Here is a 15271-nt window from a genome sequence, read left to right as displayed (position 1 = left end):
GAGTAGACGGAGGTGGTCATGTAGTCCAGGCCGCTGGTGACGGCGGCGAGCACCGAGGCGTTCCCGGTGTAGGCCGTTCCCGGGGTGACGTAGGCCAGCGCGAGGGTCTCCAGCCGGTTGAAGCTCGCCGTGACGTTGGCCGAGTTGGTGTCGAGCGCGAGGTCACTGAACAACTGGGCGGAAGTCGAAGAGGCTTCCAGCAGGGAGAGGTATGTGGTCGCCTTTGCGCTCAGGTTGGCCAGGGCCGTCGCGTACACGGGATTCGTCGCGTCGATGGCGCCGCCGCTGGTCAAGTCCGCCCATTGGGCGCGCACGGTGGCGAAGGGGTCCGTGGTCGTTGCGGCAGCGGCCCGGTGGGGGAAGGTGGTGGCGAGGGCAAGGCCGAGGCCCGCGACGGCGGTGGAACGCAGGAAGGTACGACGGGGCCAGGATGACGGCACGATGGATGTCTCCAGAGAATGGGGGCGTCGCAGTGGCGTGGGGACTGGTTGTCGGTGAAGGGGTTCGGGGTCGGGGTGCTCCGGCGGCAGGTCATGTCACCTGACGCCGGAGCGCCCGACCTGTGGCCTAGTGGCCGGCTTCGGTCACGGTGACGTCGTCGAGGGACGCGGTGCCGGTGGCGGCGGTGTGGTTGTAGAAGACGACCGCGTGGGTGGTGTGGTGGCCGGTGGTGAAGGTGAGCGTGCCCTGGTCCCACGTGGTGCCGGTGATCGCGGCACTGGCCGGCGTGCCGCCGTAGCCCTTCACGCCGAGTACTGCCTGGTCTGCGGCGTCGGAGAGTTCGCCGAAGCCGCTAAGCGTGTAGGTGGTGTCCGGCTTGACGGTGATGACCTGCTCGGTGGACGAGTTGGCGCCGAGTTGGAGCGCGAAGCTGCCGGCCAACGCGGGAGCGGCGACGGAAGCGGTGCCGGACGCGGTCCACGGTGCGAGCGATCCGGTCTCGAAGCCGCCGTTGGCCACACGCTGGGTGTCCTCGATCAACGGCCCGTCGGGGGTGCCGGGGCGGACCTGGACCTGGCCGAGAGCCAGCGGGCCGGCGCCGGCGAGCTGCACCTTGACGTAGCGCCCGGCGAGTCCGGTCGGGATGACGGTGGGGCCGCTCGCCCCGCGCATGGTGGTGTCTCCCTTGTACTCCACGGTGTGGAAAGTGGAGTGGTAGACGCTCATCACCCAGGTACCAGGCCGGGTCTGGAGCCACTGGTTGGGCGGGATCGGGGTCGTCGGCGCGGTGGCGTCCGGGTTGTCGGAGACGATGACGTAGTAGTTCTTCACCGACGGTTGTCCGCTGGCCCCGGTGACGGCGATCGCGCCGATGTGCTGGTCGTGGCCGAGGTCGACCTGCCACCACGCCTGCGGGTCGGCGCCTGTCTCGCTGAACGAGCCGCCGGCGAGTCCTTCGTCGTTGCCGCCGTTGACGGCGAGGTCGGCGGTGTCGTTGCCGTCGGTGGAGGACTGGGTTGCGGGCTTGCCCAGGGCCAGGTCGGGGTCCTGGACGATCGCGGTGCTGTGCTGCACGCCGGCGCCCAGGCGTGCGGTGAGGACGGTGTCGCCGAGAGAAGCGTCCCAGCCGACGTGGACCTGTGCGGTGGTGGACCATGAGGCACCAGCTGCCAGTGCGGGGACGGTGCGCTGGGCCGGGACGGCGACGATGCCCTGGGACCCGGAGACGCCGAGCGTGGTGGGTCCGGTCGTGGAGGTGGTGGTGTTGGTGACGGTGAGCGGCACCGAGGTGGTCTGACCACGGGTCAGCAGGCAGGTGCCGGGGAGCTGGAAGGCCGCGGTCAGCGGTCCGCTGTCCGTTGCCCTTCCGGTGGTGGCGGCCGTGAAGGTGCGGGTGGCGTCGACCCAGCCGCAGCTGTCCGACCCCAGGTCGTGACCGCCGCCCCAGATGATGGCGCCCTGGACGTGGGCTTTGAGGTAGTCCAGTTCCTCGGCCCAGGAGGCGCCGTCCATGAAGGCGTCCGAGCCGTGGTCCCACTGTGGCCAGATGTAGGGGTAGACGGGCTGGTCGGGGGCGATCTGCTGGTCGTTGGCGACCGCCTCGTCCAGCCGGGTGGTCCAGGCGGCCAGGTCCGCGGCATTGAGGTCGGTGCTGTAGGTGTACAGCGAGGGCGCGAAGAAAGTCAGTCCCTCCTGGTGCAGTTCAGCGTTCTGGCTGATCTCGGCCGGCGTCACGGACCAGTCGTAGTCGTACGCCCCCAGGGGCTGCGTGGCCGGGATCACCTCCCGGGTCCACTGCAGGAGCGTCTGCCAGGCCTCGAAGTCGTTGGTGGCCTGCTCGGCGGGTGTGCCCGCGGTGGCGTCGATGCCCTCGAAGTCCAACGTGATCGGAGAGGTCGCCGGGACCGAGGCAACGATGAACCTGATCTTTGCCTGGTAGTCGCTCTTCGGGGGCATCTTGCAGCTGAACGCCGTGGTGTTCGCGCAGTTGATGCTCCATGAGTCGTACACGACGCCCGACGCGGCGATCCCGTCGTTCCGCTGCACGTTGGCGTCGGTGTACGCGGTGTTGTCAAAGAGACGGAAGGCGGAGCCGGTGCCGGACACCGCGGGGGTAGCCGATGCGGGAAGAGCAGGGAGGGCCGCTGTCACCGTGGCGGCTATCGCGGTGGCCAGAACGAACAGTCGCCTCTTGGCTATGGGGAGCAACGAAAGGGTCCTCACTCGCGGAGCGGATGCATGGGTCGGAGGCCGATGGTCGGGACAGGTGTCGACCAGCGGCGGGAATGCGGAATTACGCGTGACGGCGCTGTGGGGCCGGCGGGTGCGGATCGACGTGGCTGTCTTCTGGACGTGTCGCCCCACGTCCCAGGTGCGGGGGCGACGGGTTCGCTCAGCTGTCGTAGACCACACCCGAGGGCGCGATCCCCAAGTCGGAGTTCAGATTCGCGTCGTTGTAGCTGCTGTTGTCGTACAGCGTGAACGCCGTTGCGGGTGGACGGACGCGGCATCGGTGGTCATGGGCAGTGCGCCGGTGAGAACCGCGATGGCGGGGTGGCGAGCATAGTTCTCAGTCGGCCCGATGCGAAGCACTTCATTGCGACCCTCGTCCATAGGTCGGATGTCTGACGGGGACGAAGATGCTCCGCTTGCTGATCCGGCGTCAATACCACCGCCGCTTACCGAACAATTCAAAAGACTTCAGAAGGTATCGGTAGTGGACGGCGACGGCGGGACGGAGCTCCGCAGGAGTCGCGGACGACCAGACCTGGCTGGAGGGTGACGTGCCGGACCGGTACGGCGGCGCCGTGGCGGATCCGCTGCACCAGGGTGTCCACTGCCATCGAGCCCACGGCGCGCTTGGCCGGGGCGATGGCGCTCAACGGGATCCCGGCGAAGCCGGCCACGTCGTCGTCGTAGGAGACGATCGCCAGGTCCTGGGGGATCCGCAGCCCGCGGGCCTGGGCGAACTGGGAGAGCATGACGGCCTCCGGATCACTGTGCACCACCACCGCGGTAACACCCTGCCGACACAGGGCGTCGAGGGTGTCGGCGATCCTCTGGTCCGCACCGTTCTCCTCCGGCCCGATCTGGGGCACCTCGAAGACGGGCAGGTCGACGTCGAGGGCCAACTGCCTCCTCGCGCGCTGGTACCCGTCGACGACCCGGCGCTTTGTGGGGCCGACGGCCTTGGTGACCAGGGCGATTCTGCGGTGCCCCAGTCCGGCGAGGTATTCGACCGCGAGCCGCGCCCCGGCCACGTGGTCACTGATCACATGGTCGAGACGGTCCAGGACCTTGTCGGGGTCGAGCCGGCGCTCGACCAGGACCACGGGCACCGGCAGGGCCAGCAGTTCGTCAGGGAACAGCGCATAGCCGTCCTCGTCCGTCGGCCCGACCAGCACCAAGCCGTGGCAGCCGGCCTGCACCAGCGACCTGATGGCAGCCATGTCGCGCAGGTCGTTGTAGCGCGACATCACCAGCGACTGGCGGGCGTTGAAGCGGGCGACGGCCTCGCCCACCCCGCCCAGGACCGCACGGAAGTAGCCGCTGTCCGGCAGGAGGACGCCCAGCTGCAGGGGGACATCCGCCCCGCTGCGGGCGGGGCCGTCGTCAGCCCGCGGCAGGGTGACGCCGCCGTGGAACCGCTGCGCCAGGCCCGCGCGGACGAGGTCGTCGACGTCCTTGCGGACGGTCACGTCCGACACTCCCAGGAGCTTGACCAGGTCACTCGTCCTGATCGATCCCTTGGCGCGCAGCTCCGCGAGAAGCATCTCCCGGCGTTCTGGTGACAGCACAGCCCACCCCCTGCATCGGTAGCGCGGCCGGACGTGTCGTCAGCCACTTCTGTTTGCTTCTGAACTGGGGGGTTTGCATTGACACCCCTTCGTTCGACTTACATGCTAGCCGTCGTCGCCGCAGAAACATCTGATGAATCTTCTCGGATGGCATCGCTGCGCGCGTGAATGTCAGTTGAAAGGAGGTCACATGGCACTCACCGACCATCAGGTCGGCGCGAAAGAGTCCACCCCCGCCGACCCACGAGCGACAGTGTCCCAAAGGACGTCCGGGCCGCGTCTGTCGCACCGGATACGGCGGGACAAGGTCCTGCTCGCGATGATGCTCCCGGGAGTGCTCTACTTCCTCGTCTTCCAGTACGCCGCGATGGCGGGCAACGTCATCGCCTTCGAGAACTACGTCCCCTACATCGGGGTCATGCACAGCCAGTTCGTCGGACTGGCCAACTTCCAGGCCCTGTTCTCGGATCCCACGTTCTGGTCGGCGACTCTGAACACGGTCGAACTGGCGCTGCTCCAGCTGGTGTTCTTCGTCCCGGTCCCGCTGGCGCTGGCGCTGCTGCTGCACAGCCTGCTCTCGGGGCGGATCCGCAAGTTCATCCAGAGCGTGGTCTTCCTGCCGCACTTCATCTCCTGGGTGATCGTCGTCGCCCTGGTGCAGGAGATGATCGGCCCGGGCGGTGTCATCGACAACGCCGTGTCCGGCGGCGGCCATCCGGTGCTCACGATCTTCGGCGACCCGTCATGGTTCAAGCCGCTGATGGTCGCGGAGGTGATCTGGAAGGACTGCGGCTGGGCCACCATCATCTTCACCGCCGCACTGTTCCAGGTCGACGAGCAGCTGTACGAGTCCGCCGCGATGGACGGCGCGGGCCCGTGGCGCAGGTTCTGGCATGTGACGCTGCCCGGAGTGCGGCCGGTACTGGTGCTGGTCCTGATCATGCGGATCGGCAGCGTGCTCACGGTCGGGTTCGACCAGGTCATGCAGCAGCGGGACGTCTTCGGCCACCAGGTCGCCGAGGTCCTGGACACTTATGTGTTCTTCCATGCGACGGTCGACAACGACTGGTCCACCGCAGCAGCGGCGGGGCTGTTCAAGGGCGTGGTCGGACTGGTTCTGGTGCTGGCGGCAAACAAGGTCGCCCACCGGCTGGGCGAGGGAGGGGTCTACCAGTGAGCCTTTCAGCAGTCGCGTCCGTGCGCCGCCTCCTCCTTGCCCCCACTCAGCGTCCGTCCTGGCAGGAGAGCCCGAGGCCGCTCACCCAGGCGGCCAAGGGCCTGGCTCTCGCCGTGATCGTCGTGGCGGTGCTGCTTCCGTTCTGGATCGTGCTCTCCACCAGCCTGTCCCCGCTCAACGAGGTGAACCGAGGCGGCGGCTACACGCTCTGGCCCGACCATCCCACTTTGCAGGCCTACCGCGACATCACCAGATCGGGCCTGATCAGCCATGCCACCGTGGTTTCCGTCCTGCTCGTCCTGATCGGCACCGCCACGTCGCTGGCCTGCACCATCCTGCTGGCCTACGCACTGTCACGGCCGAATGTCGTCGGCAGACGCCTGGTGCTCAAGTGCGTGCTGGTCGCCTTTCTCTTCCCGCCCGGCATGATCCCCAGCTATCTGATCGTCAGCCAGCTGCACCTGGTCAACAACTACTCGGCGCTGGTCCTCCCGACCGTCATCGACGTGTTCAACCTGGTCGTCCTGCGCGGCTTCTTCCAGGGCCTGCCCACCGAGTTGTACGAAGCGGCCCGGCTGGACGGGGCCGGCGAGGCCCGCATCCTGCTGCGCATCGTGCTGCCGCTGTCCAGGTCGGTGGTCGCTGTCGTCGGCTTCTTCTACGGCGTCGCCTACTGGAACGACTACTTCAAGGGCCTGTTCTACCTCAGCGGCGCCGACAAGTGGCCGCTCGGCACTCTGCTGCGGATGCTCGTCATCGGCGGCAACAGCCCCGACTCCAGCGGCCAGAGCCTGGCGACCCTCCAGATCAACGCGCAGGCCGACCTGATGGCCACGATCGTGGTGGCGGTGGTCCCGATCGCCCTGGCCTACCCGTTCCTGCAGCGCTTCTTCTCCCGCGGCGTGCTCACCGGCGCAGTCAAGTCCTGACCGGCCCACCGACCCACCGGCCCATCGGCCCGCCCGACAAGCCTCCCCTCCCCTCCCCGCACCTGCCTGTCCCACCCTCTGCACCATTCCACTTGCGCCGAACAGGGGTACCCCCATGTCCAGTGACTTCTCCCGCCGCTCCCTGCTCAGATGGACCGGTGTCGGCATCGCAGCCGCCGCGGCTACTCCTCTGCTCGCCGCGTGCGGTTCCAGCGGTTCCAGCGGCTCGGTCTCCAACGCCGGCAAGAAGCTCGCCGCGTGGCCGACCTACGTGCCCAGCGCCGCCGTGCGATACGACCTGCCTGCGCTGCCCAACAACGGCGCACCTGGTGTGCTGCACTACCCGGCGCTGCCGCTGAAGCCGTCGGTCACCGGGACTCCCGGTGACGGGTCGACCGTCACCGCGCTGACCTTCAGTTACGGCGCCCCGGTCAAGCTCGACTCCTCCAACCAGCTGTTGGCCGCTGTCGGCAAGGCGCTGGGCGTGGACTTCAAGCCCAACTTCGTCGTCGACAACGGCACCAGTTTCGCCGCCGCACAGACCACTATGCAGGCCAGTGGCAACCTGCCCGACCTGATCGGTGGCACCAACTCACTGCCCGCGGCCTTCATCGAGGCCGAGTGTGCCGACCTGACGCCGTACCTGTCCGGCGACGCGATCAAGGACTACCCCAACCTCGCCTCCATCCCGACCCGCGGCTGGGAGCTCGCGGGCCGGATCGGCGGCAAGATCCTCACCGTCCCGATCTACCGCTACAACGCCCCGCTGCAGGGCTACCTCGCCAACCGCACCCGGTTCCAGGCCGCCGGCGCCTGGGGCACGAACCTGTCCCCCGACCAGTTCCTGGCCGCGGCCCAGTCCATGACCGGATCCGGACGCTCCGTCCTCGGCACCCCCGGCTCCGTCCCCTTCGGCTACCCCTTCCACGTAGGCGCAGCCGGCGCCCCGCGCAATTGGCAGCTCCAGGGCGGGACCTTCACCCATATGTTCGACACTCCGGAGTTCCAGCAGGGCCTGGAGACCATGCAGAACTTCTACGCCAAGGGCCTGTACAGCCTGGACGCGCTGACCGCCACGGGCGCCGAGGGCACCGCCAAGCTCCTGGGCCAGACCTGGGACTCCGTCTTCACCGGCCTCGGCGGAATATCCACCACCTTCGCGCAGGTCAACGGCGCCTTCGACGTCGACATCCTCAACCCCTATGGCAGCAACCCGAAGGTGTGGGGCGGCGACGTCGTCTTCAACGGTGTCACGATCAAGAAGTCCTCGCCGGCCCGGATCAAGATGCTGCTGCGGATCCTCGACTTCCTGGCCGCGCCCTTCGGCAGCAAGGAGTGGGAACTGCTCAACTACGGCATCGAGGGAGTGCACTTCACCCGCGGCGCCGACGGCTCCCCCTCCCTGCCCACCGCACTGGGCCAAGTGGAGAACGTGACCAACGTGCCCTTCAAGTACCTGGCCCAGCAGCCTCAGCCGCTCTTCCAGCCCGGCGCACCGCAGATCGCCCAGAGCATCTACAACGCCTACAAGACCCAGCTGCCGATCGTCGTCGCCGACCCGTCCGTGCCCTACCAGTCGGGATCGGCGACCTACGGTGCGGAGATCAACGGCTTCACCCAGGCGGGGAACTCGGCCGTCGCCGACGTGGTCAGCGGCAAGCAGTCGCTCAAGAGCTGGACGGGCACCGTGGCGCAGCTGAAGAGCCAGTTCAAGATCGACCAGATGGCCACGGAATTCGCCCAGGGCTACACCGCCGCGCAGAAGAGCTAGCCCGACCGACCGACCGACGCGGATCAACCCCGCTCTGATCCGCCCCGGCACCACCGCACGTCACCCATTGAGGAGTGTCCCCGCATGACCATGCAGCCCTGGTTCGCCGACGCCAAGCTCGGGATCTTCCTGCACTGGGGCATCTACGCCGTGGACGGGATCACCGAGTCGTGGTCCTTCTACGGCGGGGACGTCCCCTACGAGAAGTACATGAAGCAGTTGGACGGGTTCACCGCGAAGAACTACGACGCCGAGGCGTGGGCTGGGCTGTTCGCCCGGGCCGGCGCCCGCTACGCGGTGCTCACCGCCAAGCACCACGACGGCGTCGCGCTGTGGGACACCTCGCACAGCGACCTGTCGGTGGCCAAGAGGGCACCGGCCGGACGCGACCTGCTCGCGCCCTACGCCGACGCCTTGCGTCGCCACGACCTCAAGGTCGGCTTCTACTTCTCCCACCTCGACTGGTCCCACCCCGACTACCCGACACTCCGTCACCAGGATCCCGAGCGTCCCTGGATGGCGGACAACCCGTACACCATGCCGCCGGAGGGCCAGGAGGACCCGGAGGCGTGGGAGCGGTTCCTCGCCTTCCACCGCGGGCAGCTGCGTGAACTGGTCACCGGATACAACCCCGACCTGCTCTGGTTCGACGGCCAGTGGGAGCGCTCGGAGCGGCAGTGGCGGATGAAGGAGCTGCGCGACGAACTGCTCGGTATGAAGCAGGACATGATCCTCAACGCCCGGATGCTCGGCTACGGCGACTACGCCACCCCTGAGCAGGGCGTTCCGATCACGCCCCCGGACGGGCCCTGGGAGCTCTGCTACACCGTCAACAACTCCTGGGGCTATCGCGGATTCGACCGGGACCACAAGTCGGTGGGCCTGCTGGTGCGGACCTTCGCCGAGACGATCTCCGCGGGCGGCAACCTGCTCCTTGACGTCGGCCCGAAGGAGGACGGCACCATCACCCCCGAGCAGACGTCCCGGCTGGAGGGGCTCGGTGCCTGGATCCGCCGCAACGCGGAGGCTGTCTACGGCACCGAGCGCGGCCTGCCGGCCGGCCACCACTACGGTCCTTCCACTCTCTCCAAGGACCGCCGCACCCTCTACCTCCACTGCCTCGATGCCCCCCGCACATTCGTCACCGTGCGCGGCCTGGTGAACGCGGTCAAGCGGGTCTCCGTGCTGGGCACCGGCGAGGTGCTCGCGCACCGCACCTTCGGTGGCTTCCAGCACGTGCCCGGCGTCCTGAGCATCGACGCACCGGCCACCGCCGACCCGCACATCACCGTCCTCGCCGTGGAGTTGGACGGCGAACTGGAGCTGTACCGGGGAGCCGGGCACGGCTGACCGCTGGTCCAGGTCCACACCGCGGCCCGTGCCGAACGAACGTGGCGACGCAACCAGCAGGCCCCTGCAGCCCGCCCTGTGCCCCACAGGCTCGTGCGCAACACGTCGGGCCTCAAATCCACATCACAAGGAGCCCACCGTATGTCTGTGCCCCGGCTGAAGTCCGGCACCGCGGCACCGCACCGTCCGCGCACCCTGCTCGCCATGGACCCCGCGCTGCTGCCCAGCCTGTTCGACGAAGCCGCACTGGCCCGCCTGAGCGAACTCACCGACACCACCCCCGGCCTGATCCTCCAGGACCTCGACCAACCGGATCAGGCCGCCGCCCTCGCGCGGGCCGAAGTCCTCCTCGCCTGCTGGGGCTGCCCCCCGCTCGACGAACGGCTTCTCGCCGCCGCACCGAACCTGCGGGCGGTGGTGTACGCGGCAGGGTCGGTCAAGGGCCTGGTCACCGACGCCTGCTGGCAACGCGGGATCCAGATCTCCTCCGGCGCGGCAGCCAACGCTCTGCCCGTCGCGGAGTACACCGTCGCCGCGATCCTGCTCTCCAACAAGAACGTCCTGGCCATCCGTGACCAGTACCGCCGCGTGCGCGGTATGCACGACTGGCGCGGACAACTCCACGACCTCGGCAACTACCGGCGCACGATCGGGATCGTCGGCGCCTCGCTCATCGGCCGGCGCGTCATCGAGCTCCTGCGCCCCCACGACCTGCAGATCCTGGTCCACGACCCCTACTTGAGCGACCACGAGGCCGCGCAGCTCGGAGTCCGGGCCGTGGGCCTGGACGAGCTCTGCTCCGCCTGCGATGTCGTGACCCTGCACGCCCCGGAACTCCCCTCCACCCAGGGCATGCTGAACAAGGGCCGGCTGGCGCTGATGCGCGACGGCGCGACTCTCATCAACACCGCCCGCGGCTCCCTGGTCGACACCGACGCCCTGACCGCCGAACTCGTCTCCGGCCGGCTGCGGGCCGTCCTCGACCACCTCGAACCGGAAGTCCCGGACGCCGACTCGCCCCTGTACGACCTGCCCAACCTCCTGCTCACCCCGCACATCGCCGGCTCCTTCGGCAACGAGTTGCACCGCCTGGGTGACCGCGCCCTGGACGAACTCGCCCGCTACACGGACGGCCTGCCCATGGCGCAGGCCGTCCACCCCGACCGACTCGACCGCATCGCCTAGGACCATCCACCCGGCGGGCCGGACCGCCGAAACCGAACCGTCACCGGTCCTGACCTGACGACGACTCTGCTGCTCTTCGGAGCCAAGCGGCTTCCAGATTCCGCCAGGGCACTCGGCCAGTCGCTGCGCATCCTCAAGAGCGAGACGGCATCCATGACGTCAACTTGAAGGAGTGGGGGCGACGCTTCTAGGCCGGACCGCTCCCGTGTGTCGGAACTGGCCCGGCCTGTCGGGCTGTGCTTGCTGGTTCAGCCGCTGGTCTCCGAGGGGTCGGTGATGCCGCGGTCCGGCGCCGCCTCTCCGGCGACCGACTGCTCCTCGGCGGTCGGCTGCTCCTGGGCCTGCTCGGTGTCAGGCCCTGGGGTGTTGTTCGCGTCGTCGCTGTTGGCGCCTCCGCCGCCCCAACCGGGCATGTTCGCTCCCCCGTCCCGTATGGCTACTGGTCTCGCCATCGTGGCAGCCAGCCCACGCCGCGGAAATGGGGACGTATGAAGTCGGGCCGACTGCTCCGCTTACATCCGGAGCAGCCGGCCCGTCGCGCTCTGCATGCGGCCCGCACGGGCGTGGTGCGCTGAGTTCGACGGTAGAGCCGAGCACCGTCGCCATCCTGGCCGACCCCGAACAGGTTGCCGTGGGCGGTCGGGGTGGGGCGGCCGACGAACCGTGTTCCCTCCGGCATGCGCCAGCCGCGGACTCGCCTCCTTTGGATCCGCTCAGGCATCACGCACCGTCCTTGAAGTCACGCGCCTTGATCTTGGCGTAACGGCCATCGGGGCCATGCCAGACGATGCCTTCCGCCCCGAGACGGCCGTAGGCGAGGACCGCGGCACGGATGCCCTCGAACGTGAGCTCCGGGCTGGGGAGACGCTGGGCGTCGGCGTGGGCGACGAGGCGGTGGCGGCGTTCCCGCTCCGGGTTCCCGTTGATCTTCGGGCCGATCAGTTCGTACGTGCCCGCCTTCCAGGGCACCGCGCCGGCGGCCTCCAGTGCCTCGGCGTGGAACTTCGCGAAGGCGGACTGCTCGATCGGCTCCCAGCCCATCGTCTTGCCCGTGACCTCATCGGTGGTGACGGGGACGTAGTTCGGCGGCGGGGTCTTGCCGGGTTTGAATTCACGGCGAGCCCACCAGTCGCCGGCCTCGTCGAGCATCACGCACGTGCCGTCGAGCTTGCGGGTGGGCTCGCCTTCGCCGTCGAAGACCCACTGGCAGTCGGGGTTGACCTCGGGCAGGACGTGGGCGCGGTCCTCGGGGTCGCGCTTGAAGACCGTGGGGATCTTACGCATGGGGTGCTGCTCCTTCGGGGTGCGGGGGGTGCAGGCGACGCGCACGCTGGGAAGTGGGGCGAGGAGGTGCTGGGATGGCGGCCGAGGAGAAGCCCCTAGCCGAGGCGGGGGCCCTTTGGTGGCCCTGCCCCAACTGCAAGTCCGACAACCGGGATGCTGTCCGCTGGGACGGCGGTACTGCCAGGTGGGAGCGGAGCGAGGACGGGACGGCACACACCTACCGGTACCTGATGAACTGGACGTGCGACAACTGCAAGCAGAACGGCCAGATAGTGTACCGGGCGCGGTAAGGGTCGGCGTCTGCACTGGCGCGGAGATGATGACGCCGTCCAGTCCGGCGGAGGCAAACCCTGCCCGCGCAGTCGGTTTCGTGGCCCACGGCCTGTGCCGGACCAGCGCACTGCCGCGCGGCTCGACGACCTCCAGCCCGAGACGGCGGCGATCGTGCACAGCCGGGGGTCCGTCGCGGGCAAGCGTGTACCAGGGTGCAGGGGAAGGCGTGCGCGATTGTCTCGGTCAGGGCCGCTCGGTCAGGGCCGCTCGGTGAGCTGGGCGTCGAGGTGCCGGGGCGGCTGTGCGAGGGCGATGTCGACGAGCATGTCCTCCTGGCCCCCCACGAGGCCGCGCCGACCGGCCTCCAGGAGGAGGGTGCGGGCGTCGACACCGTGGGTGCGGGACAAGGTCTCGGCGTGCCGCAGGAAGCTGGAGTAGACCCCGGTGTAGCCGAGTGTCAGCGTTTCGCGATCGACCCTGACCGGCCGGTCGTGCAGGGGTCGGACGAGGTCGTCGGCGGCGTCCTGGAGAGCGTGCAGGTCACAGCCGTGTTCCCAGCCCTCGAGTGTGGCGACGGCGATAAAGGCTTCGATGGGGCAGTTGCCGGCCCCCGCGCCGTGTCCGGCCAGCGAGGCGTCGATGCGCGTGGCTCCGGCCTCCGCTGCGATGAGCGAGTTGGCGACCGACAGGGACAGGTTCTCGTGTGCGTGGATGCCGATCTCGGTGGCGGGGTCGAGGACTTCGCGGTAGGCGCGGACCCGCTCACGTACCCCGTTCATGGTGAGGTGGCCGGCCGAGTCCGTGACGTAGACGCAGTGCGCTCCGTAGGACTCCATGAGTGCGGCCTGTCGCGCGAGTTCGGGGGCCGGGGCCATGTGGCTCATCATCAGGAATCCCGACACGTCCATGCCCAGTTCGCGCGCGGTGGCGATGTGCTGCGCGGCGACGTCAGCCTCCGTGCAGTGTGTGGCGATTCGCACCGAGCGCACGCCCAGCCGGAACGCGTGCTTGAGTTGCTTGACGGTGCCGATGCCGGGCAGCAGGAGCGTGGTGAGCCGGGCGTGGGTGAGGCCGGCCGCGACGGCCTCGATCCACTGCCAGTCGGTGTTGCTTCCGGGGCCGTAGTTGAGGCTTGTGCCGGCGAGCCCGTCGCCGTGCGCCACCTCGATCGCGTCGACGCCTGCCGCGTCGAGTGCGGCCGCGATCCGGGCGGCGGTCTCGGGCCGGAGGCGGTGGCGGACAGCGTGCATGCCGTCCCGCAGGGTGACGTCCTGGATGAAGAGCCGCCTGGTCATTCCTTCGCCTCCAACAGGCGTGCGGCGATCCGTTCGCCGACGCGCAGGGCCGCCGAGGTCATGATGTCCAGGTTGCCCGCGAAGGGCGGGAGGTAATGGCCTGCGCCTTCCACCTCGAGCAGGACGGTGACCTGATGAGTTGCCGGGGTCTCGCCGATGAGGGTCTGCGGATGGTCGGTAACGGGTGTGATCTGTACCGGCTGCTTGAGTCGGTAGCCGGGGACGTAGGCCGCGACCTCGGCGACCATGTACTCGACCGACGTGGCGATCCGGTCGCGGACGCCCGGATCGGGGGCGTCGACGAGGCACAGGACCGTGTCGCGCATGATCAGCGGTGGCTCGGCGGGGTTGAGCACGATGATCGCCTTGCCACGGCCCGCGCCGCCGACCGATTCGATCGCGGCGGCCGTGGTCTCGGTGAACTCGTCGATGTTGGCGCGGGTGCCGGGCCCTGCGGATCTTGAGGCGATCGAGGCGACGATCTCCGCGTACGGCACGGGTGCCACCTGGGAGATCGCCGCCACCACCGGGATCGTGGCCTGGCCGCCGCAGGTGACCAGGTTGACGTCCGGAGCGTCCAGGTGGCCCTCCAGGTTCACCGCCGGGACGACGAACGGGCCGAGTGCCGCCGGGGTGAGGTCGATCAGCCGCTTGGCGTGCGGCGCCAGGGCGCGGGCGTTGGCCTGGTGGGCCTTGGCCGAGGTGGCGTCGAAGACGACCTGGATGTCGTCGAAGTCGCGCATGGCCATGAGCCCCGCGACGCCCGCCGCGGTCGTCGGCACGCCGAGCCGTCCGGCCCGGGCCAGGCCGTCTGACTCGGGGTCGATGCCGACCAGCGCCGCGAGCTCCAGGTGCTCGCTCAGCCGCAGTATTTTGATCATCAGGTCGGTGCCGATGTTGCCCGAGCCGATCACGGCGGCCTTGGCCCTGGTCTGCGCGGTCGGGTTCATTCCGGTGCCTCCGTTGCCTCCGTGAATGTCGCGCTGACCTCACCGATGCCGCTGAACTCGGCACGGAAGCAGTCGCCGGGCGCGACGGGCACCATGGGCCCCAGCGCGCCGGAGAGCACGATCTCCCCGGCTCGCAGCGGCCGGCCGTAGTGCTGTGCGGTCCTGGCCAGCCAGGCGACGGCGGTCAGAGGGTTGCCCAGGCAGGCCGCACCTGTCCCCTTCGAGACGACCTCTCGCTCGCGCCACATCGTCATCGCGCAGTCGGCCAGATCGAGGGTGCCGAGTTCCCGGCCGCGCGGGCCGAGGACGAACAGTCCCGAGGAGGCGTTGTCCGCCACGGTGTCCACGATGTCGATGTCCCATTCGGCGATCCGGCTGTCGACGATCTCCAGCGCCGCCACGACGAACGCGGTGGCGGCCGCGACCTCGGCCTCTCCGATATTCGTGCCGGACAGGTCCCGCGCCAGGACGAAGGCGATCTCCGCCTCGATCCTGGGCTGCAGCGTCCGGTTGATGTCGACGGACGCGCCGTCCGGGCTTTCCATGCTGTCGAGGAGCACGCCGAAGTCGGGCTGGTCCACGCCCAGTTGGGCGCGTACCGCCGGGTTGGTCAGACCGATCTTGCGGCCGACGACCCGGGCTCCGGCTGCCTCGCACTGCTCGACCCACGCCGCCTGGACCGCGCAGGCCGCGTCGATGTCACCGGCTGGCAGCAGGTCGCGCACCGGAGCGTGGGGGCGGTGCCGGGCCCGGGCTTCGGTGAGCTGCCGCAGCGCCTCGGTGGCGCCCGCGTGGAGTGTCCTGGAAGCCGGCGTCATG

At 69.1% G+C, this 15271-nt stretch carries 12 protein-coding genes and 2 pseudogenes; 6 read left to right on the top strand and 8 right to left on the bottom strand.

From position 1 onward, the window contains the following. From ABH928_RS35665 to ABH928_RS35655, 3 genes and pseudogenes are all read right to left on the bottom strand, one after another. Positions 1-440: pseudogene (locus tag ABH928_RS35665) on the bottom strand (hypothetical protein); the annotation flags it as partial. A 127-nt stretch (positions 441-567) separates the two neighbouring features. Then, a complete protein-coding gene (locus tag ABH928_RS35660; RefSeq protein ID WP_370072893.1) occupies positions 568-2649 on the bottom strand; it encodes a discoidin domain-containing protein in 2082 nt (693 codons plus the stop codon). Positions 2650-3131: 482 nt separating this feature from the next. Further along, on the bottom strand, positions 3132-4214 hold the full coding sequence (locus ABH928_RS35655; RefSeq protein ID WP_370072892.1) for a substrate-binding domain-containing protein: 1083 nt from the start codon (positions 4212-4214) through the stop codon (positions 3132-3134). A gap of 214 nt (positions 4215-4428) precedes the next feature. Between ABH928_RS35655 and ABH928_RS35650 the strand changes: the two genes are divergently transcribed. The 6 genes and pseudogenes from ABH928_RS35650 to ABH928_RS35625 form a co-directional block, all read left to right on the top strand. Continuing rightward, the gene (locus tag ABH928_RS35650; RefSeq protein ID WP_370072891.1) at positions 4429-5415 is read left to right on the top strand and encodes an ABC transporter permease; all 987 of its coding nucleotides are present in this window, start codon (positions 4429-4431) and stop codon (positions 5413-5415) included. After that, complete coding sequence (locus ABH928_RS35645; RefSeq protein WP_370072890.1) at positions 5412-6344, top strand: carbohydrate ABC transporter permease; 933 nt, start codon at positions 5412-5414, stop codon at positions 6342-6344. Before ABH928_RS35650 ends, ABH928_RS35645 begins: the two co-directional genes overlap by 4 nt. 115 nt (positions 6345-6459) lie before the next feature. After that, positions 6460-8115: a hypothetical protein gene (locus ABH928_RS35640; protein WP_370072889.1), complete on the top strand. Its 1656-nt coding sequence runs from the start codon at positions 6460-6462 to the stop codon at positions 8113-8115. A 66-nt stretch (positions 8116-8181) separates the two neighbouring features. Next, positions 8182-9465, top strand: coding sequence for an alpha-L-fucosidase (locus ABH928_RS35635; RefSeq protein WP_370072897.1), 1284 nt, complete (start codon positions 8182-8184; stop codon positions 9463-9465). 204 nt (positions 9466-9669) lie between these two features. Continuing rightward, positions 9670-10650 (top strand): hydroxyacid dehydrogenase, encoded by a 981-nt coding sequence (locus ABH928_RS35630; RefSeq protein WP_370072896.1) that lies wholly within the window; start codon positions 9670-9672, stop codon positions 10648-10650. A gap of 54 nt (positions 10651-10704) precedes the next feature. Continuing rightward, positions 10705-10806: pseudogene (locus ABH928_RS35625) on the top strand (twin-arginine translocase TatA/TatE family subunit); the annotation flags it as partial. A gap of 92 nt (positions 10807-10898) precedes the next feature. On the opposite strand, the gene ABH928_RS35620 reads toward ABH928_RS35625, so the two are convergent. The 5 genes from ABH928_RS35620 to ABH928_RS35600 all read right to left on the bottom strand — a co-directional run bounded on the left by ABH928_RS35620 (position 10899) and on the right by ABH928_RS35600 (position 15270). After that, a complete protein-coding gene (locus ABH928_RS35620) occupies positions 10899-11063 on the bottom strand; it encodes a hypothetical protein (protein WP_370072888.1) in 165 nt (54 codons plus the stop codon). A gap of 307 nt (positions 11064-11370) precedes the next feature. Then, positions 11371-11934 carry a hypothetical protein gene (locus ABH928_RS35615; protein WP_370072887.1) on the bottom strand — a complete coding sequence of 188 codons (564 nt, stop codon included), beginning with the start codon at positions 11932-11934 and terminating at the stop codon, positions 11371-11373. Positions 11935-12464: 530 nt separating this feature from the next. Further along, complete coding sequence (gene dmpG / locus ABH928_RS35610; RefSeq protein ID WP_370072886.1) at positions 12465-13502, bottom strand: 4-hydroxy-2-oxovalerate aldolase; 1038 nt, start codon at positions 13500-13502, stop codon at positions 12465-12467. Continuing rightward, positions 13499-14452: an acetaldehyde dehydrogenase (acetylating) gene (locus ABH928_RS35605; RefSeq protein ID WP_370072885.1), complete on the bottom strand. Its 954-nt coding sequence runs from the start codon at positions 14450-14452 to the stop codon at positions 13499-13501. The genes dmpG and ABH928_RS35605 overlap by 4 nt, the downstream gene beginning before the upstream one ends. Further along, complete coding sequence (locus tag ABH928_RS35600) at positions 14449-15270, bottom strand: 2-keto-4-pentenoate hydratase (protein ID WP_370072884.1); 822 nt, start codon at positions 15268-15270, stop codon at positions 14449-14451. The genes ABH928_RS35605 and ABH928_RS35600 overlap by 4 nt, the downstream gene beginning before the upstream one ends. Position 15271: the final 1 nt, after the last annotated feature.

Source organism: Streptacidiphilus sp. MAP5-3, assembly GCF_041262505.1.
Taxonomy (GTDB): Bacteria; Actinomycetota; Actinomycetes; order Streptomycetales; family Streptomycetaceae; genus Streptacidiphilus.
The sequence above is the reverse complement of the archived record's forward strand: the minus strand, read 5'-3'. Positions and strand labels throughout refer to the sequence as shown.